This window comes from Herbinix hemicellulosilytica, assembly GCF_002904165.1.
GTDB lineage: Bacteria > Bacillota > Clostridia > Lachnospirales > Lachnospiraceae > Mobilitalea > Mobilitalea hemicellulosilytica.
In genome coordinates this window covers 67,168-88,483 of record NZ_CVTD020000010.1, presented here as the reverse complement: position 1 = coordinate 88,483, position 21,316 = coordinate 67,168, and the positions used below count along the sequence as shown (strand labels likewise).

Here is a 21,316-nt window from a genome sequence, read left to right as displayed (position 1 = left end):
TAAAGTTGGTCCGATTTGTAAAATCTTTTTTGATGTTTAGTATAATCTTATCCGTTAATAATCGTTCCTCCGTTGATATGAATAGTCTGCCCTGTCATATAAGATGAATCGGAGGATGCCAGATAAACGTAAGCTTCTGCCAGTTCAACCGGTTGTCCCGGCCTTTGAAGCGGCGTATCTATGCCAAAGTTTTTGACAGCGCTCTTATCAAGAGTAGATACAATAAGAGGTGTCCAGATTGGACCGGGTGCAACTTGATTTACTCTGATTTTTCTGTCTGCTAAATTCAAAGCCAATGATCTTGTAAATGCCGTTACAGCTCCTTTTGTGGCGGAATAATCCAGTAATTCCGGATTTCCTTTAAATGCTGTTACCGAACCTGTATTAATGATTACACTGCCCTCTTTCATATGTGGCAATGCTGCTCTGGTTAAGTAGAACATTGAAAAGATATTGGTCTTAAACGTTCTTAACAGTTGTTCATCTGTAATATCCTCTATGGATTTTTGAATATGTTGTTCAGCAGCATTGTTTACCAATATATCAATACTTTTAAACTCTTCCAGAGTTCTATCAACTATTTCATCACAAAAGCTGCTAACCCCAATATCGCCTTTAATCAATAATGCTTTTGCACCATAAGTTTCCACTGTTTTCTTTGTTTCATTGGCATCATCATCAGCAATATTGTATACAATAACTACATTGCAGCCTTCTTTAGCATATGCAACGGCAACAGCCCTGCCAATTCCGCTGTCCCCTCCCGTGATGATGGCAGTCTTATTTTTTAATCTGCCCGTGCCTTTCTTTTCAGGATTATCATAAATCGGTTCAGGGTCCATCCTGCTTTCTTTTCCAGGTACAGGCTGTTTTTGGGCTTTTATTTCTTCTGCTGTATACATATCCTTTTCGTTCATGGTTTACTATCCTTTCTTTTTTTAGAATAGTATTCCATATATAAAATATAATCATACAAATAACAGCCTGCTTCATTTCTGCTTACTGCTGCCATAGACGTTTGCCCAAATAAATATCCGGTTTTCCTTTTCCGTTTGCATCAGGCATTACTCCAATAATTTTATATCCTCTTCACTTATTCGGGCCATTTCATCTCTTCATCCGGTATACCCATTTTTCGGCATTCATTACATACATAATCTTTTTCTGCCTGATTTCCGATTTTATATTTTAATATCTTATCTTTGAACACAATATACTTTACGTTTCCTTCCTTAAAATCTACAAACCAGTTTCCGCCTTTATCCGGATCTGAAATCATTACTTTTGATATTTTTTCAGGAAAGCCTTTTATATCAGTTGTGAAAAAAAGAGCAGTCCAATATTTTGGTTTTCCTCCTGTATTCCAAAGTTCAATTTGATGAATATTAAGAAGATCAATGATGCTGTCATCGGTTATGCTTTCTTTTATCAATATACCTTCATACACTTCATGTTTCTTTGCTTTTACAGCAGAGTTGCCGCAGGAACTCGCCTCTTTGACCTCACCTAACGTTAATTCGTCTTTTAATAAAACATCCATTGATACATGAAAGATTTTTCCTAAAATTAATAATTTATCTACTTCCGGTAAAGCTATATCAGCTTCCCATTTTGATATGGACTGCCTGCTTACATTACATAATTCAGCAAGTTGCTCCTGGGTCATACCATTTGCTTTGCGAAGTTCCACTATTTTCTCAGACAGTTTCATAATTATCACCTCCATATTTTTAATTAATAATAGGTAATAAATCATTTATTTTCCACCAATTTTTAAGTGCTTTTTCGCAACTTACAGGTGCTATGCATACTCCATTATTTTTTGTAAACAATAATTTTGTAATAAATTGAGAAAGGAGTATGCCTATGAGCAACAGAGAAATGAATACCAGTAACAAAAAGAAAGGCGATGGAAACGGTAATACAGTCATTGACAATCATGAATACCCTAAAAAAAATACTACATCATCAGCTAACACTAACGATACCAAATCTGTAAACAAGAATAAAAAATAATAGGTTTCCTTATCTGGTTTATAATTTACTGATATAAATTAAAGTGAAGATTAACTGATAAATTAATCTTCACTTTATTGATTTTAAGAGTAACTGTCTTGTGAAAGTACAGGTGTCCGATTAATATACTAAGAGTTATCCATTGATATAATGTCATGAAATTGACCTGCAATCATGTATTTCTGAAATAATACAGTCAGTTTAACTCTTTATTATTAGTCTTTCTCCGATTATTATTGCTTTTGAGTCACTTCCATGACCAATATCCTGCGTTTTGGCAATCGGAATTTCACCACCAGCAAACTCTTTAACAAGAGTAACAATATCCGGAACACAATTATTTTCTTCCATCTCAGTAAATGTTCCGAGTATAATACCTTTTATCTGTTCAAAAGCTCCCATTTGCTTTAGCTGAGCTAAGCAGGTAGTCATCTGAGGCACTTTTCCTCTGTATGCCTCCAATAATAAAAGCTTGTTTTTTAGATCAGGAAAATACTTTGTCCCTGCCAATTTCAAAAAACATCGGATGTTTCCTCCTACTACAATTCCTTCCATAGATTGCCCCTGAACCATTATGAACGATGGATTAAACAGTTCTTTTCTGTTTTCAAATCTATACCTTTGCTTTTCAGTAAATTTACCACATACCAAATGCTTAACCTGATACAACACGCTGCATTTACCTGTCTGTGAAAATATTGCATTAATTACAGTTGTAAGGTCACTGTAACCCCAAAAAATCGCTTTACTTTTCTTAATTTCTGTGTAATCCAGTTCATCCAGTATCTGATTTGCCAGATCACCACCTGAAATATCATATATTTCTTCAACATCCGTATTATTGAACATTTTCATCAACTCACCGGCACGTTCTTTTGCAGTACCGGAAAAGAATCCGTTTTTTTCATAGATACAATTGCTTAGAACAACCTTGCTCCCAATCGATTGCAAATAATTGATTAATTCTTCATTTTGATTAATAAATTCCGCCTTTTGTCCGTTGGAGCAGGCAACAATACCCACTGTCTTCATACTCGCTCTCCCACAACGTATTATTTTTTCTGGTAATTACATCGATGTATTACATATACTTTAAATTTTGTAATTTAAATTCAACTAACATATCATTCTTTTGATTAGCATACATTTGTATATTGACATTATAAGTGAATCCAAACATTTGTATGTTGACAATATAAGGTTTTACATAAAAATAAAAAAGTTTATAAAATATCATGGTTAACTAAATAATAGAACACTTATGGATAAATTAACAAGAGAAAAAATTCAGTAAAAAAGATTAAAATAAAAAGGCATCCAACTATTATTAATTGATAGATAGTCAGGAAGCCTTTAATATTAAGATAATAAGTAAATTTTATTACCTTATAAACAGTTGTCATCACATTATAAAATAATTATAGTACCTTCTTGTATATCATGTTTTCTCTCTCAAGAATTCCTTCTGAAATCATATCACGCCTGATTGTGCAGAAATCATCATGGTAATCCGCTATGATGAGATTCACCTCACGCTCTGTGTATTCTTTTCCTGCCTCAAAAGACTTTGCTATTTCTTCAAGGACAATACGCTTTTTCTTCCTCTGGCTTGGAATACTCTTTAATTTTCCGTATTGGAAAAATGAATCTATAACCTTCTTACGATATTGTGCATCACGTTCTGCCTGCTTATCAAGTTCTTCCGATTTTTCCTTCAGTATTTCAATTATAGGCAACTTAAAGATGTCTTCATTGATTGAATACATTGTATAATACTGATCTTTTCGTGACATAACCGCCCCTGCTGTTTCAAGCTTTTTAAGATGAAACGAAATCGTTGCAGGCGAAAGATTCAGTCTTTCAGCCAGCCTTTCGACATACATTTCTTCCTGAATCAGGGACTTAAGTATTTGTAATCTTGATTTATCGGCAAGGCATTTAAATAAGCTAATAGCTTCTGTCTCTGTCATAATTATCATCTCCATTCCTGCGCATGCGCATATTCCAATTGTATTAGCACTATAGAAGCATAATTAATTCTGAAATTCTAGTTACATTTTTATAAGTTCATCAAACTTTGCAATAATCTCATCTGCTGCAGATAGCTTTGCTTCTTCTGTAAGAACTTTTTTAGTATCTCCATGTCTTGAAGCTTCCTCAAGGGATTTTCTCCATACGGCAGGTACTGTTTCCGCCCTCTTTTTAAAATCAGCATAAAATGCATTCTTATCATTACAGGCTTTAGAAGAAGCACCAAGCAAAGCCTTGAAAACATCGTAGATGTTAGCCTTAGCTTTTAAAAAGTTACTCTCATCTTTTCTTTCGTCAGCAATTAGCCTCGCAGCTTCTTCAAGAACTTCCGCCTTTCTCTGCTCCAAAAACTTATTCATATTTTCTATAACTGTTTTCATGTATTTACCTTCTTTCTTCTATTTTAATTTATACATCTGATTTTTCAACTGTAAGTAATTATAATATCTCACCGGTTGTAACAAAGTCCATGTGAAACGGGCACTCATTTACACCACCAAAAAGATGGTTCATTCCGATTGCTATATGGAATGTACCTAAAGCATTTTCATCAAGTGCTGAATCTCCTTCTATACAGTCAACATTCGGATTCATACCTATACCAAGCTCTGCAACTACATTGCCTCCCTCAGGCAGTGTCTTTAAAAATTCATTGAACTTATCACAGTCGGATGAAACAACACGGCCCGCCTCTACAAAAAGAGTGACATTCTTAAATACACCCACACCCTCTGCAGCAAATGTTTCAAAGAAAATTGAGCCGTTGCTTTTATCTTCAAGAGGTGCGATAAAAATTTCTCCGCAAGGGAAAGCTCCATCACCGGCATCAATAAACCATTTTCGTCCGGTTGTTTCCATAGTAAGTATGCAATTTTCCCCTGTTTTGATTATTCTTTTGTCACCTCTATATTCCGAAATTTTCTTCTCACAATTCTTTCTTAGTTCATCATAATCAATGTCAAGTGCTTTAATAATTCTGTCACGGTACTTTTCATAATCCATCCCTGCCATCATAGCATTGGTTCTTGAAGGCATGGTAACCTGAATAAATTTTTTCTTTGAGGAAGCTTTTTTAAATATGCCTCTTAAGAATTCACCAAAAAGCGGTATCTTTTCCTTTGCAAGTCCCTGTGGCGGCATACCCGGAGGGCGCGAAATTATATCCACAACCGATTCAGCTTCATCATACCTATCAAACCAGCTCTCAGGAAGCGGTGCCTCTTTTCCACCAACCTCTTCTAGAATAAATTCATCTGTAATTGCTAATGCCTTTACTGTAACCCCTTCATTCTTCATAGCATTTTCGAAATCATAAAGATATGAAAGCTCATCAGCCGTACCCCAGAAGTTGATGAAAACCACTTCGTTCTTCTCAAAATTCATTGCTTTTACCATCTTCTCAATAATTCTTTTTTCCATCGGGTTTCCCTCTTTCATATATATTTATTTTTATATTCATCTAAACAATTATGCTTATATATTATCATAAAAATAATTTTTGTCAATATATTTTTATATACATCTAATTAAATATCCGGTTTTGTTTTGAGGTGTTTAATAATACAATTAAATTTTAATCGGATGTTTTTGTCTTTAGTCATTTTCATCCATCTTAAAACTGTCAATAAAAAAATTCCGGCAGTAACCTTCAAATTCAGGTTAACTTCCGAAATTCTTATAGTTCAAAGTATTTTTCTCTTTTGCTTGAAACTATATGTTAATTATAAAAAATATTGTAGCTCAAATGTAATATCATATTGCTAAAATCAGCGTACTGCCTTAAGTTTTACATGGTCTGAATGATTATAATCTATATTTTTCATAATACTTTAATCATTATCAGGCATGGATTTTCAGAATCCCACATTTCAGTTAAAGTTATTAATTCTTCAAAACCAATACCTTTATAAAATTTTCTTGTTTTCTCGTATGGTTCATATTCCACGATATCACTTAAAGTTTTTACAATTATGTATTTGTAATTATTAGATCTTAAATATTCTTCTGCTTTAGACACCAGTAATCTTCCTACGCCTCTTCTGTGATACTCAGGTAATACTCCCAAAACATAAATATCACCGGTACGTCCATATTGTGTCTTTATTGAAATAAAACCTATGCACTTTTCATCACTATTTAATGCAATCCAAAAGGGCAGGCTTGCGACTCCCTCTGCGTAATCATTCAGAGCTTTCTCATTACCGAACCACTCCGGCAAACTCCTCAAAATTTCCTTGGCAAACTGAGATTTCATAATAGAATCTTTTACTTCAATTATACTTACATTCATCTCTATAACTCCTTAATCTCTAGTATTGCAATTAGAAAATCTTTTTGCTTTGTTCTTTAGCGCATGCTGCTTCTATTTGTTGGACCAAAATTCCCAAATTAATTACATTACGGTAAAATATCCTAGCAAAATCATTTGCTACAATGGCTCCGACATTCATTTCTTTTAACATCGCTGGATCTTATCCCCCTGTTTTATACATTTTATTACATAATTGATATGCTCATGTAAATAATCATGGGTGTGCATTTCAGAAAAAGTATTTATCTCTATTCTGTCAAATATCTGAAATTCTTTTTTGATACTGTCCTCATTGTAGTAATATTTCATGACGCCTCTTTCATTAACGATTAAGTGATCGCCAATAGCTTTTCCTTTCCTGTAATCCTCGTCCTGGTCCGAAGATGTAATAAAATACGCTACTCCATTTTTATTCAGCATTCCATATATTTTATCAATTATTATTTTTCTTTGATCTTCTAAAAATAAATGTATAAAAAGCCAGACTCTCTTCAGTACCCCATACAAACTTTTTTTCTTTAAACTTGCTATTCCAATACATATTCATTTCTAAATCTTCCTTTTTTGTATTAATAATAATATATTTTTAAATCATTTACAAATATATATTTAGCATAATAGGTATAACCTGAGTTTATAAAAGTTCCTTGTACCTGCCTGGCTCCTGCCATAACCGCATTCATTGAGTTGGCAACAGCCAACCCAAAATCATTATGTCAATGTACTCCGACATCAACTTTGAATCTGGATATAACATCTTTTGTTTATTAAAATATCATTTAGTAAGCACCCCCATTTATATCACATAAGATATTCCAGTTTGCCCCTCCGTTAATTGCTGCTTCTATACAATGTATTGCATATGCTTTATTCTCTTTAGCGGTACCTTGTTTGTCTTTTACTTTCATTATTTAACCCCTGATATTTGCTGTATTATTAACTGCATTTTAGGTTGCTCCATTAAAATTTTAAACCAATAGGTAAACTCCTCCGGATGTTCACTCATTTCATTTTTAAGCTCGTCTAAAGGAACCCAGCGAATTTCTTCCACTTCGTCCTCGTTTGGAAATACTTTTTCATTGTAATAACCGATAAAAACATGATCTAGTTCATGCTCTATTAGGCCATTGTCAAATTCTACCCTATATTTAAATTTGAATGCTTCTTTAAAATCACATGTAATTCCAAGCTCCTCTTTAATTCTCCTTGATACTGCCTCAGTCAAAGTTTCTCCTTGTCTTTGGTGGCTGCAGCAGCTGTTGGTCCATAACCCGGGTGAATGATACTTTATTATTGCCCTCTTTTGCAGCAATACTTCACCTTTATTATTAAAAATCATAACGGAAAAAGCCCGATGTAATACACCTTTTTTGTGCACCTCCATTTTTTCCATGTAACCTGTTTCTCTGTCCTGTTCATCTACGGTAAGGATATATTCCGCCAATTTTACCACCTTTTTAAATATTTCTTTATATGCCTTTTGTTAATACTTAACTTTTTTATAATAGTTGCTTGTAAATAAAGGTAAAACGACTATATTCATATGTTTATTATTATACTAAAGGGTATTTGAAAATCAATCTAATACATAATAAAAATGATATAACATAAATCTATGTTATATCATTTCCAACTTACAATATATCTTTCAGGTTAAATTTTCTAAGTTTTTCCGGCTTACTAAAAACTTCCGCAGAAAATACATTTTGATAATTAATTTATTCTGCTCAGTTTTTCATCATAATATATGTATAATTTATCATCATATATAGTCCAGGCTATATCACGGACATTTGCGTACTCTTTGAGTTTTTTTAGGCTGTCTGATTGATTCCAGGAGTAGAGAGTTAACAGACTACCACTTCTGTACCCCATATAAAAAGTGTCGTTATATATTAGTGAAAAATCTATCATTCCTTCATCCAAATCATTATTAAGTAAAGTAATTTCAACTGATGAAGAATCTGTTCTTATTATAACAGGCTCAAAAGAATACGGTACATTTGCTGCATTATATAAGCATAAACATATGTCTCCTGATTTATCTAAACAAAATATATTGCTTGTAGGGTAGTTTAAGACCTCTATTAATTTTAAATTATTTGAATTAATTTTGCACCTGTAAGTTTTCCCATCCATACTATAGTACCAGTATAATTCGTCGGTGTCAAAATTACTGGTTGCTTTTGATCCAATAATTTCACCTGTAATTTCTATTATTTTGTCCGTAAATTCTATTTCTCCTGTTATTTTATTTAGCTGATGTATGTGAATATAGTCATCATCTATTATGTAAAAGAAAACGTAATTCAAAGTTTCTCCTAAAATTCTGGTTCTTTCAGAGTCGATTTTGTAAAGCTTGCTTTGCTTAGAATCAAATAACAAACTCATTGATTCATTATTTCCTTTTAATAAATGATAAGATGAAACTGAGGAATCATCTACGAATAAACTCTTTTTTAATAAGGAATTTTTATAATACATTATTTCCGATTTATCAGTTCTTAAGTTTTTCGTACTCATATAAAGCTTACCGTTTTTTATATCAGTAATATAGCCAATTGAATCTATACTTTGTAAACTCGTAAGTTTCGTTTTCCCCGAACAGCCTGATAATATAAAAACACATATTCCTATGATAAAAATCATTCTTTTCATTTTAAAAACTCCTTAAATAATTTTTCTTTGTTAAGTTTTTTCAGTCTGCTGTTTATTTGGACTATGCTTATCAGGCAGAAAATCACAACTGAGATTATTAAATCAAGTAACACATAGAAATAAAAATAATTGGTCAGCAAATCAACATTCAATGCCAGTTTAAATAATCCGAATATTAAAGCGACAGAAACAGTAGAAAAAATAAATGCCATGAAACCGTAAAATGCAAACTCTAGTATAAAAATTAATTTAATATTTTTTTCATCAGTTCCGAATAATGACAGTAAACCTATGTCTCTGTTCCGTGTATTTAATATCTGATTAACATTATTTCTTATATTGATAACACAAATAATTAACAGGAATAAAATAATAATACTGCTACCGGCAATAAGTATAACAGAAAAAGCAGGTAAATCTTTACTGTATTTGAGGGAATAACGAATTGTAACATCAGGATATATTTTATTTATTTGTGTTTCTATTTCTTTCATATACGATATATCATCAACAGTTAAAATCACTCTCTTAACATAAAGCTTACCGTCCGGAGACATTTTTTCTACAATAGCCAACATTCTGGCTTCATCAATTAAAGCCAGCTCAGGAGGAAGCATATCAAAATCAAACTCTTTATAATAACCATCAATCTTTACATAATGATCCGTTATAATGGCATCCAGTTTACCGTCATCATTTATGACATACTCGCCTTCCTCAAATATTGCCTCCGAACCGATATCAAATAAATCCTTTTTGCCTGACGGTATAAAAAAATATTCTTCTTTATCTGTTTCTGCACCAAAGTATTTTAAAGCGGCTTTAGGTATTCCAATAATATTTAATATGGCATTTGAATCGGAATTAACGGCTTCTAGCAGAATCGGATGTGAATAATCCCATATAATACTTTCGACATGCTTTATTTTTTGAAGATTTTCTCTTATTTCTTCTATGTCACGTTCTATACTGCTGTCAATTAAGATCTCCATAAAATGCATTGTATTATTGTCTGCTAAAGAATCAGACAGAACACCGGTTGTTGATAAAATAAAGCCCAATAATAAATTGGCTATAAGCAAAAAGGTCACAAGTGATAAAATAGATGAAATGAACTTTTTAAAATTTGATTTTAAAAATATTTCTGACACATTAATTACATTTAACACAGCTGTCCACCTTCTAACAAATATATTTTATCAGCAATACTGTCAAATATATCATCATGGGATACAATTATAATTGCAGTATTTTTTTCTTTTAATTTTTGAAAAATTTTAGCTATTACGGCAGAATTTTCATCGTCTATATTTGCAGTCGGCTCATCCGCAAATACAAGTTTACGGGGAAGAAGTAACGTTCTTGCCAATGCAACTCTCTGCCGCTCTCCCCCTGAAAGAAGCTTTACTTTATGCTTCAGCTTTTGTAACAGTCCTACTTCATCGAGTGTTTTTTTAATTAATTCATTAATATAATCTTTACTTAATTTTGATACTACGCATAGATATATATAAAGATTATCGTAAACGGTTAAGTCTTCAAAAAGATTAAAATCCTGAAAAATGTAACCCAGATGATTTCTTATCAAGTCTCTTTTTTCTTTCTCACAATAAGAATTCATATTTCTTCCGTTAAAAAATATTTCTCCGGTATCCGGATTTTCAATCATAGAACATAAATTTAACAATGTAGACTTACCAGCACCGGATTTTCCCTTTATAAGCATTATTTCATTTTCTTTCAGTGAAAAATTTATATTTTCTAATACTGTATTATTACCGTACTTTTTGCTTAGTCTATGTACTTCCAGTATGTTGCCCAATATGAGCCCCTCCTAATATAAATTGATTTGAATAAAATTCATGACATGCATAATCTGGTAAGTTTTATATATATCAACATACTTAAAAACAGGATTATTATAATATCCTCCATTAGTTCGATATTTTTGAATTTCAGCTAATATTTTTTCATTTACTAATTCATCCAAATCATTTGGATTAATATGTAACAAATTAACATAATTATAATATATATCTGTTTTAATTTCATCATCGGCATTTAAAATTGATGATTCTATATCAGAAAAATCAGGTTTTTTCCCTTTATATAAATAATCGAGCTCCATACTCCACAACTTTTCAATAATATTTATATCATCTCCTTTACTGTTGATATAAGACTTGTACTTATTATATAATTTCTTTCCGTTTTTATCGAAATAATATAATGCCTTCAAAAATGAATAGAATTGATAACTATTCGTTTCTGTAACCGAAACATGATCAAGTTTCTTCATCATATTATCTATTGTATTATCTAAGGAATATTCAAAATCCGGATATTCGTTAAATATTAATCTTGCATAATATAAATCATCAATCATAATTGCATTTTTATCTATTTTGTCAATCCAATTTTTAACATTACAATCAGATATGTTTATACCAAGGAAACGGCAGATTTCCAAATATGCATACAACCTGCGGAAAGTTGGAATTATAAGTGCCGCAGTAGACGCAAACCCGTCATCACTTAAAGGAGTTCCTGAATATAATTCCTTTATCCGGTAATTATAAGATTTATTACAGTATTCAACCGTCCTAAAAGCCCAGAATAAAAGAAAAGGTGAACTGCTATAGAAATTTTCTTTATAAAAATTAAAAATTTCTGTACTATAAATTAATTCATTGTCTAAAGCAAACAAATCCGATAGCAAACTTATATATATAACATATGTGTCAATATCAATGACATTTGAAATATATAAGTCTGAGTATTTTTTACAAAGGCCGTTTATATCATTTTTCTTATTTTCAATTATTTTTTCAAACAACACATCAACAATTTCTTTTGTATACTCAGATAAAATATCTTGGTTTGTAATATTTACTTTATACTCTTGCCAATTTTCAAAAGGTGACATATCCATATTTAATATAGCACAACAATAACATAATTTCCATTTTAGTACATATAATCCTATATCTTTTTGAGTAAAAGAGTTTATGTATTCATTAATTGGTATGTATATTTTTTGTATGGTATTATTTATTTTATCATTGTGAATATCATATTTTAGTGCTATATTGGAATATAAATATATGATATCCACAATATTTGACAAATTAGATTGAAGGTAATTGGAATCATCTATATTGATGCTGATATCATTCATTATAGTTTCTGCTATAGATGCAAAGTTGGTGTTATCTTTCTCCAATGTAAAATAGTAATAAATTAAGGTATCTAAATTAGATTTTTCATCGGTAAATTCATGCATTACAATATTTTGATCTTTTATAAATGACTTAAAATAATCTACTACATCCGGATTATCTGTAGAATACTTTTTGCTATATTGCAATTTAACTGTTTCCAACTTATCTTTTGCAGAATTTTTCAGAAAATATAGTAATGCGAACATAAATATTAATGAAAACAATATAACAATGATTAACACATTTTTAATTTTACCCTGTTTTATCATTAGCTCACTCCTCAATATATAATAAAAGACAGTATATGACTTTACGCTGCAATTTTAAATCATATTACAGGCAATGTCATAACTGATATCTATCAGATTTTAACAGTTGTTGACATTGTAACACCAGCTTTGTATGCGCTGGCAGTATTATATAATCCAATATAAAGTGCAAGTCCAGTGGCTCCAACTCTTCCTCTCCACCAAGCTGTATTTGCACCATTTGAGTTGATCCAGTAACCTGAGGATGTGGATGTGTAACCACTTCCACCTACTGATGAGCTGACACTTTCTGTAAATTTAATAGAAACACCGATACCAATTGCATAGAAATCCCATGCAGTCTTTATCCAGTCAGGGTTCTTGTAGGCACTGTTAGTACTGCTATAGACGGCAGAAACCTGGAATTCTCCTGTACCGTCCAAATCAGAAATAGTTTGGATCCATGCATTGGATGTCAGGGTTGCTGATAAGCTGCTATTAGTTGTTGATTGTGAGCCAGAAGTTGCAAAGGCATATGTAGCAGTATTGAATACAAGTAATAACGCTAATGCTAATGATAATAAAGTTTTCTTCATAGTACTTATCCCTCCTTTTAATTAATAGCGTAAAGCCATTATACTGTCTTTTATTCCTAAAATTTAAATTTATGTAAATTTTTGTATGTATTATAATTTAATTGTTATATTTTTGTCAATGTTAAAAATGACTATTTTTGTAAGTATTTTTATTATTTTCCCAGTATATGTTACAATATTAACAAATGACATTTATTTTTTTAACATGTAATTTCAACAATAAGTAAAGTACTCTGCTTAAGATAAAAAAACACACCGTTTGGAATAGTAAAACTGCACAGTGTGTATTCCTTTACATTATGTAGCATATTATAAGCCGATATTTGCTTTTGGAGTTTACAAAAAATCTGTTCATTATTGTCTGTTATTATTTCAGATATTAATACAGAAATATCACTCAATTGCTATGGTCATACACTAATTATTACATCTTTAAGCCATCCTCTATCTTTCTTTTTCTTCCTTGCCAAATCAGCAAATTCCTGCTGCACCATACAATGTTATCTATTATCTAAATGTTTCTTAAAATGATACTATTATAATTAAAAAATAAAATTCAATACAAACTAAAACATAATAAAAATTTTACAAAAACGGCTAAGCTTTTATTAAAAACATAAACATAATTTACTTTTTACAATTTTCTATGAAAAACTGTGCCGGCATAAATTGCCGACACAGTTTTTTATGATTTAATTAGATTTAGCCGCTGCTAATGCTTTTGCAACATTTAATCTGCCACCGGTTACAGTCCTATTACTCAAGCTTGATACACTATCAACATTATTCAAAATAAGTGATTTCAGTTGAGCAGTCGTTAAAGAAGGCTTATAGGATTTAATCAATGCAAGGGCTCCGGAAACCTGTGGTGCCGCCATAGAGGTACCGCTTAATGATGCATACCTGCTATTTATGTATGTACTGTAAATAGAAGAACCGGGAGCACCTAAGTCTACACTTGTTCTGCCATAGTTACTATAACTTGCTAAAGCATCGGTACTTGTAGTTGCAGCAACTGAAATAATGTTACTTGAAGTATAGCTTGCCGGATAAGTAGGGTAACTATCATTATTTCTTCCTTCATTACCGGCTGCTGCTACGAATACACCTTTATAAGCGTCAATTGCATTTTTTAAACTCTGGCTATATGAACCGCCGCCCCAGCTGTTGTTAAGAATATCAAATCCTTTTTCAGCAGCATAATTAATTGCTAAAATAGCATTTGAAGTATAACCACTACCATCTGCATCAAGGAATTTTAAAGCTGCTATCTGCGTATTCCATGTAACACCTGTTACACCAATGCCGTTATTTCCTACAGCTCCTATTATTCCGGCTACATGGGTACCGTGACCGTTATCATCAAGCGGCCTGTTATTATTACTTACAAAATTCCAGCCATATATATCATCTATGTAGCCATTATTATCATCGTCTTTTCCGTTCCCCGGAATTTCATCGGGATTTACCCATATATTGCCTGCAAGATCAGGATGCGTATATTGAATGCCAGTATCAACCACGCCAACTACTATATTTTTTGATCCGGTATGGGTGTCCCAAGCTTTAGGAGCACTGATTTTACCGGGTGCATAAAGATTTGAATAATATGGATCATTTGGAATTCTATCTGTAGCACGGATAATATAATCAGGTTCAACATATGCTACATTAGGGTCATCTTTCAGTTCATTAATGACATCGAGAACGGTTTGAGATGAATCATCAATGGTATAAAGCCTTACATCATATTTATCATTTTTTCTGGATAAATTATGCTTTAGTCTTAAACCAAATTTACCACTTAAATTCTTTTCATAAGCCGTTAACTGACCGCTTGCTGCCAAAAGGCTTGCCGTATCCTTCTTATAAGCTACAATCACTCTGTCTGTTGCATACGGCTGATCATAATTTTTAGTACTATATACTTTACTTAGGTAATCGTCAGCAGAAGCTTTAGAAAATGATGTGATACTTCCTAATATGCATGCAACTGCTAGGCAAGAAATCAATGCAACTTTAAAAAGTTTTTTCAGAAACATAAGCACAACCCCTTTCTGATTATATTTATATCAAATTAAAGAGTAATTTTCAGTTAGCGCCAACCGGAAGAATTAAATCTTCAATCCCAATTTTATTTGGTATTCCAATACTTGTCAATTCGAATTGATTGACATCAGACTACGAATTACATATCATTCTGACTATTTGCTTTTAAGCACCAAATTTATCTATATATTTAAATAAATTTATATATAACATATATTTTATGACCGCATAACTTTATTCTTTTTTGCATTTTTAATTGTTTAATTAAGATTTGTAATTGATAAGTATTATCAATTTACACAAATTGGTTGCCAAATGTAATCATTTTTCATGCATTTTAAAATTGTCGAATTATACATAAACATAAACTATTTTAGGTAATGATATCATTTTTTGGTTGCTTTTTTTCCATAATAGTTGATACTTGTCGATAACAACAGTTCCATTTTCAACCCTAACTAATATTTAATACAGTCTTAATACATAATAACCAATAAAGCAAAAACAACTCGTAATATTCCTTTTCTTAGCCATATTAAAAACGGTTATTTAATCTGCAACTTAACTTTATGATCTTTATCCCGGCCGTTATATTTGTAAGCAAAAAAATAAGGCCTTCCTGCCATTGATTCTTCAGGCATAACAGCCAAGAAAAAATCGATGTCAGGTAGCCCATTTACTTTTTTATTCAGGAATATCACAGATAAAACCGGCATATGGAAATTTATAGAGCATAGCCGATGTATCAAAAATATCTATAATCTTACCTTTTACTGTCCCACTCATAATTTGCTCTGCACCTTCAATAAGCCTTTCAATTAATTCCGGGCTTACCGGAAATGAGCCATGGGACGGATATATTGTATCAAAGTCATCTGTAAACATAGACAGCTTTTTTAAGCTTTTAACATACGTAAGCAAATTTCTGCCTTCCCTAAACATACAAATGTTTCCATCCTGAACGGTATCTCCCGAAATAAGTACCCTGTTGTTTATATCCAATATAGCTATGCTTCCGGGTGTATGCCCAGGTATGAAAATGATTTTCAGCGGTCGGCTTCCAAGATCTATGACGTCATTATCTTTTACAGGCACAATAGTTCCTAACCCACCATGGGCTCTATAATTATCTTCTTCATCAGGATGCATATAAAAATAATCGAAGCTTCCGTTACCTGATATATGATCCGGATCTGCATGCGTATTAAGCAGCATTATTGGCAGTTTTGTAATACCTTCAGCTATATCCTTTGCATTCGGTGTATTCATACCGCTGTCAATAAGCAGTGCCTTATCGGTTCCGGCAAGTAAGAAGAATCGTACTCCGTTGTCTTCGATACGCCAGGTAGTATCGTTTATTTGAACAATATCAGCCATAAGTAATCCCCCAACTATACAATTTAAAATACTTTTAAGGCATTTTGCCTGCTACTTCCACACCCTTTTTAGTCTGAAAACCTCCTGCGTATAACCCCAGACTGAAACAGGCGACATTATCATTTGATAGCATAACATAAACAATAAAAATCCGGCAACATTTTTTCTTACTTTCAAATTAAGTTTTCTGAATACATACTTCTGATATGTATATAAAACAGAATAACTTATAAATGTAAGCGGAAGTACCAGTAATGTCGCAGGTCCAACGATCCAGAAAAAACCAAAATATGCAAGAATAAGCCCGGGTAACCAAAAGAAAGTATAAGCCAAATCCAGGTATGGTATAAGCAGATTTATACCGGTCAGGTATTTAGTATATGTACTAGGCTGCTGCCATGGCTTGGTTGTTTTAAGTGCTTCAATCATTCCACGTGCCCAGCGGGACCGCTGTCTTGCAAAAATACGTAAGGTGTTTGGAACATTGGTAAAAGCAACAGCCAAAGGTTCAAAATATGTCCTCCAATTATGTTTCAGGAGGTTCCATGTCAGTACAATATCTTCTCCTATTGCATCAGGCCAGCCCCCGATTACCCGAACACAATCAGTTTTATACACGCTAAAAGCTCCTTGAGCTACCAACGTTCCCTGATATAATCCCTGTAATCTTTTGATAGATGCAATACCAAGGAAATAGTCCCATTCTTGTATCTTTGTCATAATATTTTCGCGGCTGTTGCGGACCAACACCGAACCGGCCACAGCACATACATCCTTAGGTGCACTTTCTATCCTTGCAATCAAAAATCTAACGGCAGACGGATGAAGCAAGGTATCAGCATCCAATGTTATTACAAGATCTGTGGTAACATATTTTAACGCGGTATTTAATGCATTGAATTTTCCAGGTTTCTTTTCGTTAATTACGGTAACATCCAAATTAAGATTTTCCCCGTATGATAAGGCTACAGATGAGGTTTCATCGCTTGAACCGTTATCAATGACAAAAACTTTGATATGACCGCTATAATCCTGTTTTGCAATATAGACCAATGTATTTCCGATATTCTCTGCTTCGTTTCTGGCTGCGATAAGAATTGTTATATCTTTTGAAGGATTTTCATTTTTAAAAGATGGCTGTCTGTCAAAAATAAGACTAACCACCAAAAAAGCATTCATATAACCAGGTATATAAGCAATTCCTGTGATAATAAACAATGCTAGAGGTAAGGTAACAATTTCTGATAAATCTTTCACCCATGGGATGGATAAAATAACTGAAATAACTGTCCACAATATAGCAAACAAGTGGCTAAGCACAAACTTTATCTTAACCGGTATATAGTGTGTTCTTTTTGTTTGTATATATGATAAACCTTCATTTTCAGTTGGAATTTTTTCTTTATAATCCAACTTCTTAAAATCCGCCTTTCTACACTCTGTTAAAATCTGTGTTTTGCAGACACCATTTTTATTGAGAAAATTTTAACTTATAATGCTATAATTCATCCTTTTTCGATATTAATAAGATAAGAGTATATCACCAAAAAAATCATATATCAATTGAAATACTTGCCAATTATATAAACGACTTTAAACCATCTTGCGATATCGTAATTTATAACCTGACTCAGAAAATACTGCGTACAATGCAGTGATGTGGTCCCAATCATATTAAAAGCCTACATTTGATATTCTTTCTTAAGAAAAAAAAAGATTTTCAAACATTGACTCCTTCAGTAAAGTAATCTGAAGAAAATCAAAATGTATGAAAACCCTTTAATAAAATCATTTCTATATACTATATTTTAATCTTTGACATCCTTACAACTGTCTTTTCAGGGTATTAATGTTTATTATTAATGGACCGTATTCAATTTAAATTAATATTAAGCCCGATTTAATCTTAAATCAAGACAGACCTCTCCGATAGGTGTTATTATACAGCCGCCTGTTTTTATCTCGTATTCCTTATCATCATCAGAAGTCCCCTGTACCGGCGGTAATATATCATATCTAAGCTCGTTATCGGAAAGGGCTGTAATTACATTGCCGCTGATAATATTAGCAATTTCTGAAACGGCAGAAATTACGAAAACATCCACTTCATCAAACTCCATACCGCTCATAATATTTACAATATTAAGGGATGTATCAACCGGAAACTTGTAAATAACTTTCCCCTGCAGCTCTCCGACTATTTCAACAACAATATCAATACCATTATCACATGAAAACTCATCTAAAGGATGATCGGAAATTTCTGATATATTGAGCATAAGATTAAATACATTATATGTTGCATCTATAAAGGCTTTATAGAGCTTATCTAACATTTCCGCTCACCCCTTCACTTTTGGCATATGCTGCAATCTGCTGGTCTTCGGCGGCCACATGGTTAATAAGCCATGAAAGGAGCTTTCCTCCAAACTGCTGCATTAAATTCTCATCATTTTTTGACTCTTCGAATTTCTTAGAAACTTCCAAAACATAATCTACCATGCCCATATGTACCTGTTTATGAGCATCATACTTAGGATAATTGATCTTTTTCTGGTATTCCTCTTCATCCCGGAAATGCTCTACAACGTAGCCTTTCATAAATTCCAGAGTTTCAATTATTTTCGGGAGTTTTTCTTCCCAATGATCCTTAGAACGCAATACCTGCAAAAAAGCCTCGACACGCCTGAATAACTCTTTATGCTGCGCATCTATCTCCGGAACACCTAGTTCATAGGTATCTTTCCATAACATAAAACTTCCTCTCCTTTCTTATGTTTTTTATTTAAAATTACCGTAAGCAGGTAATTTATATTCCTAACATATCTTATTTGCTGTTACTTATGCTTTTATCTTACGCTTAATAATTAACTACGAGCATTTAAAATAATATGACTCCATTATATGCTAAAAATGTAAACACTTCAATCAATTCTTATAATAATTCTGCAAAAATCAACCATTATCTGTCACTTTTAATACTCTTGACCTAAATCTTTGGACAGGACCATTCCAATTTTCTTTACGAATTTCTTCATAATCACCATTAGTAAATTCGCCAATTACTTTTCTCCAGAAATCCTGAGCCGGCTTGTTGCTTTCCATTTCATCAATCTCCCATAAACCCGAATACTTTTGAAATATATTGTACAAATCCTGCTATTTTCCCATCCACACTGAATATAAATGGGTATCGTCCTTCTTCTGTCCAATATAAATCCAAATACTTATAGCCATACAGTCCATGTGAATTGACATCATAGGGACCAAATTCGGTAAAATCATATATGTATAACTCTAATAAATTACGCAAAACTGATTTATCTTCAACAGGGACTTCTTTAATTTCAAAATTCACCCTTTTTCTCCTATTCTTGTTGTTAAATTAATAATACTTAGCCTTAAATAATCTGATTGTAGAAATCAATATATATTTTCTCAGTGATGACTTTATTGAGCTAAGATTATACTACAAAAGATTATATAAATCCAGAGCATCTTCTTAATATAAATCATAAATCTATTTACCAAATAAAATAATAAGACAAAAACAAACTTTCCAGACATAAAAATTAAATAAGAGCCAAGGTATTTCTTTGGCATTCATAACCTATATTGATAATAAAAAACGAAAAGCTTCCGGCTATCAGTAAATAATACTGTATCCGAAAGCTTAATTTTTTCTTTGAAAGCTAAAAAAATAATCAAAAGCTTATTACATTAGTCTATTTAAGTAAATTTCTCAACTATAAGCCATATCCCATTACCATAAACTACTCTTCCAACATATTTTTACATACGGAAGTTATCTCAGATTTGCCATTCTTTTTCCAAAGAAAGATAACATCATCTCCCACTTTTGGTTTATTGGAATTGCTTTTTAAAGGAGTTCTACCGATTTTAAATCAGCAGGTGTTTCCTTCCTGATAATTAAGTTATTCATTTTCTCTCCTCCGGTTAGTTATTATGCATTCATATAAATGGTTTCAAATCATAATTTCAACCACAAAGCAGGCCGAATGCCTCCGCGGTCATTGGTTACATTGTTGCCATTTACACCTACGCAGCCGTCAGTTCCATGGACATATGCAGCAAGCCGATTGTGTCTGCCGGGAGATCTTAGCCACCACCACCAGCATCCACATGTATCTCCTAACCTGGCAAGTCTCTTACTGTTGTTAATATCATTTTTCTTCCAATACCTGTTATTCCCTCTGTTGTACAGCAATTCAGTACTGTCGCCAAAATACCTGCATACCTCTTCAAGGCTTAATAAAAATATTCTGTCCTGTGACTCATTTCCCGCTTGTGTACCATACCATGGGTTGTCCAAATTTTTATTTGTTACTTGGATAATTCTTAATTTATTGCTTTCATCAAAACTATTTAAAAACTCTCCGTTAAGATAATTTCTGGTTTCACAATCATACCATGTTGTATCTTTATATTTATTATGATAAGCACGATGTTCAATAACATTATCTGTTATAATTAAAGCTATATCATTTTGAATATCAAGTACGCGCCAGCAATATCTGTCGAAGATTATGTTTTCTCCAATTTGCATTTTAGCACTCCTTTAACATATAGATTGGTTAATCTATAATCAAATTTATTGTTTCCTACTTTAATACTTGTCATAATAATGATAGTTTATGGATTTCCGAATGCGTTCGAAATAGTTTATCCGGAGTACTCCTTTCTTTCAGACATATTTATTTTATCATATCAAAATTTTACTTTTTTGATTTTTTAGTAAAGAATAAGGGTTTCCTGACATTGTTACCTTAGCAAAAGCTGTAAGCCAAA

General features: G+C 32.3%; 25 protein-coding genes and 1 pseudogene. 1 reads left to right on the top strand and 25 read right to left on the bottom strand.

What is annotated here, in order from left to right:
- Positions 1-47 precede the first annotated feature (47 nt).
- Both HHT355_RS03830 and HHT355_RS03825 read right to left on the bottom strand, forming a co-directional pair.
- Complete coding sequence (locus tag HHT355_RS03830; protein ID WP_103202105.1) at positions 48-917, bottom strand: SDR family oxidoreductase; 870 nt, start codon at positions 915-917, stop codon at positions 48-50.
- A gap of 176 nt (positions 918-1,093) precedes the next feature.
- Positions 1,094-1,711, bottom strand: coding sequence for a helix-turn-helix domain-containing protein (locus HHT355_RS03825; RefSeq protein ID WP_103202104.1), 618 nt, complete (start codon positions 1,709-1,711; stop codon positions 1,094-1,096).
- Between the two features lie 155 nt (positions 1,712-1,866).
- Here HHT355_RS03825 and HHT355_RS13585 point away from each other — a divergent pair, with 155 nt between their 5' ends.
- The gene (locus tag HHT355_RS13585; protein ID WP_158245881.1) at positions 1,867-2,016 is read left to right on the top strand and encodes a hypothetical protein; all 150 of its coding nucleotides are present in this window, start codon (positions 1,867-1,869) and stop codon (positions 2,014-2,016) included.
- Between the two features lie 201 nt (positions 2,017-2,217).
- Here the strand turns inward: HHT355_RS13585 and HHT355_RS03820 are convergent, their stop codons facing one another.
- The 23 genes and pseudogenes from HHT355_RS03820 to HHT355_RS03725 form a co-directional block, all read right to left on the bottom strand.
- Positions 2,218-3,048 carry a S66 family peptidase gene (locus HHT355_RS03820; RefSeq protein WP_103202103.1) on the bottom strand — a complete coding sequence of 277 codons (831 nt, stop codon included), beginning with the start codon at positions 3,046-3,048 and terminating at the stop codon, positions 2,218-2,220.
- Between the two features lie 386 nt (positions 3,049-3,434).
- Entirely contained in the window at positions 3,435-3,986 is a 552-nt protein-coding gene (locus tag HHT355_RS03815) for a DUF2087 domain-containing protein (RefSeq protein ID WP_103202102.1), read from the bottom strand.
- Positions 3,987-4,067: 81 nt separating this feature from the next.
- Positions 4,068-4,427, bottom strand: coding sequence for a hypothetical protein (locus tag HHT355_RS03810; protein ID WP_103202101.1), 360 nt, complete (start codon positions 4,425-4,427; stop codon positions 4,068-4,070).
- Positions 4,428-4,485: 58 nt separating this feature from the next.
- On the bottom strand, positions 4,486-5,466 hold the full coding sequence (locus HHT355_RS03805; protein WP_158245880.1) for an aminopeptidase: 981 nt from the start codon (positions 5,464-5,466) through the stop codon (positions 4,486-4,488).
- Positions 5,467-5,866: 400 nt separating this feature from the next.
- The gene (locus HHT355_RS03800) at positions 5,867-6,337 is read right to left on the bottom strand and encodes a GNAT family N-acetyltransferase (protein ID WP_103202099.1); all 471 of its coding nucleotides are present in this window, start codon (positions 6,335-6,337) and stop codon (positions 5,867-5,869) included.
- A gap of 31 nt (positions 6,338-6,368) precedes the next feature.
- Positions 6,369-6,509: a hypothetical protein gene (locus HHT355_RS13720; protein ID WP_199179148.1), complete on the bottom strand. Its 141-nt coding sequence runs from the start codon at positions 6,507-6,509 to the stop codon at positions 6,369-6,371.
- On the bottom strand, positions 6,503-6,778 hold the full coding sequence (locus HHT355_RS03790) for a hypothetical protein (protein WP_146039166.1): 276 nt from the start codon (positions 6,776-6,778) through the stop codon (positions 6,503-6,505). Before HHT355_RS03790 ends, HHT355_RS13720 begins: the two co-directional genes overlap by 7 nt.
- 149 nt (positions 6,779-6,927) lie before the next feature.
- Positions 6,928-7,062 (bottom strand): annotated as a pseudogene (locus HHT355_RS13960) (hypothetical protein); the annotation flags it as partial.
- Between the two features lie 75 nt (positions 7,063-7,137).
- The gene (locus HHT355_RS13850; RefSeq protein WP_278320040.1) at positions 7,138-7,266 is read right to left on the bottom strand and encodes a hypothetical protein; all 129 of its coding nucleotides are present in this window, start codon (positions 7,264-7,266) and stop codon (positions 7,138-7,140) included.
- Positions 7,266-7,802 carry an isopentenyl-diphosphate Delta-isomerase gene (gene idi, locus HHT355_RS03785; RefSeq protein ID WP_103202097.1) on the bottom strand — a complete coding sequence of 179 codons (537 nt, stop codon included), beginning with the start codon at positions 7,800-7,802 and terminating at the stop codon, positions 7,266-7,268. Before idi ends, HHT355_RS13850 begins: the two co-directional genes overlap by 1 nt.
- A gap of 269 nt (positions 7,803-8,071) precedes the next feature.
- A complete protein-coding gene (locus tag HHT355_RS03780) occupies positions 8,072-9,016 on the bottom strand; it encodes a membrane lipoprotein lipid attachment site-containing protein (protein ID WP_103202096.1) in 945 nt (314 codons plus the stop codon).
- On the bottom strand, positions 9,013-10,185 hold the full coding sequence (locus tag HHT355_RS03775; protein ID WP_103202095.1) for an FtsX-like permease family protein: 1,173 nt from the start codon (positions 10,183-10,185) through the stop codon (positions 9,013-9,015). Before HHT355_RS03775 ends, HHT355_RS03780 begins: the two co-directional genes overlap by 4 nt.
- Positions 10,179-10,838, bottom strand: a complete 660-nt coding sequence (locus HHT355_RS03770; RefSeq protein WP_103202094.1) for an ABC transporter ATP-binding protein — start codon at positions 10,836-10,838, stop codon at positions 10,179-10,181. The genes HHT355_RS03775 and HHT355_RS03770 overlap by 7 nt, the downstream gene beginning before the upstream one ends.
- Before the next feature lie 12 nt (positions 10,839-10,850).
- Entirely contained in the window at positions 10,851-12,506 is a 1,656-nt protein-coding gene (locus tag HHT355_RS03765; protein ID WP_103202093.1) for a hypothetical protein, read from the bottom strand.
- Positions 12,507-12,598: 92 nt separating this feature from the next.
- Positions 12,599-13,081 carry a hypothetical protein gene (locus HHT355_RS03760; RefSeq protein ID WP_103202092.1) on the bottom strand — a complete coding sequence of 161 codons (483 nt, stop codon included), beginning with the start codon at positions 13,079-13,081 and terminating at the stop codon, positions 12,599-12,601.
- Between the two features lie 692 nt (positions 13,082-13,773).
- Positions 13,774-15,123, bottom strand: a complete 1,350-nt coding sequence (locus tag HHT355_RS03755) for a S8 family peptidase (protein ID WP_103202091.1) — start codon at positions 15,121-15,123, stop codon at positions 13,774-13,776.
- Positions 15,124-15,814: 691 nt separating this feature from the next.
- The gene (locus HHT355_RS03750) at positions 15,815-16,507 is read right to left on the bottom strand and encodes an MBL fold metallo-hydrolase (RefSeq protein WP_103202090.1); all 693 of its coding nucleotides are present in this window, start codon (positions 16,505-16,507) and stop codon (positions 15,815-15,817) included.
- A gap of 51 nt (positions 16,508-16,558) precedes the next feature.
- Positions 16,559-17,920: a glycosyltransferase family 2 protein gene (locus HHT355_RS03745; protein WP_242967521.1), complete on the bottom strand. Its 1,362-nt coding sequence runs from the start codon at positions 17,918-17,920 to the stop codon at positions 16,559-16,561.
- A gap of 476 nt (positions 17,921-18,396) precedes the next feature.
- Positions 18,397-18,843 (bottom strand): chemotaxis protein CheX, encoded by a 447-nt coding sequence (locus HHT355_RS03740; RefSeq protein WP_103202089.1) that lies wholly within the window; start codon positions 18,841-18,843, stop codon positions 18,397-18,399.
- Positions 18,833-19,261, bottom strand: coding sequence for a bacteriohemerythrin (locus tag HHT355_RS03735; protein WP_103202088.1), 429 nt, complete (start codon positions 19,259-19,261; stop codon positions 18,833-18,835). Before HHT355_RS03735 ends, HHT355_RS03740 begins: the two co-directional genes overlap by 11 nt.
- A 201-nt stretch (positions 19,262-19,462) precedes the next feature.
- Positions 19,463-19,612, bottom strand: a complete 150-nt coding sequence (locus HHT355_RS13715; protein ID WP_199179147.1) for a hypothetical protein — start codon at positions 19,610-19,612, stop codon at positions 19,463-19,465.
- A gap of 4 nt (positions 19,613-19,616) precedes the next feature.
- Positions 19,617-19,865, bottom strand: a complete 249-nt coding sequence (locus HHT355_RS13710; protein WP_199179146.1) for a hypothetical protein — start codon at positions 19,863-19,865, stop codon at positions 19,617-19,619.
- 633 nt (positions 19,866-20,498) lie between these two features.
- Positions 20,499-21,074, bottom strand: a complete 576-nt coding sequence (locus tag HHT355_RS03725) for a DUF6273 domain-containing protein (protein ID WP_103202087.1) — start codon at positions 21,072-21,074, stop codon at positions 20,499-20,501.
- Between the last annotated feature and the right edge of the window lie 242 nt (positions 21,075-21,316).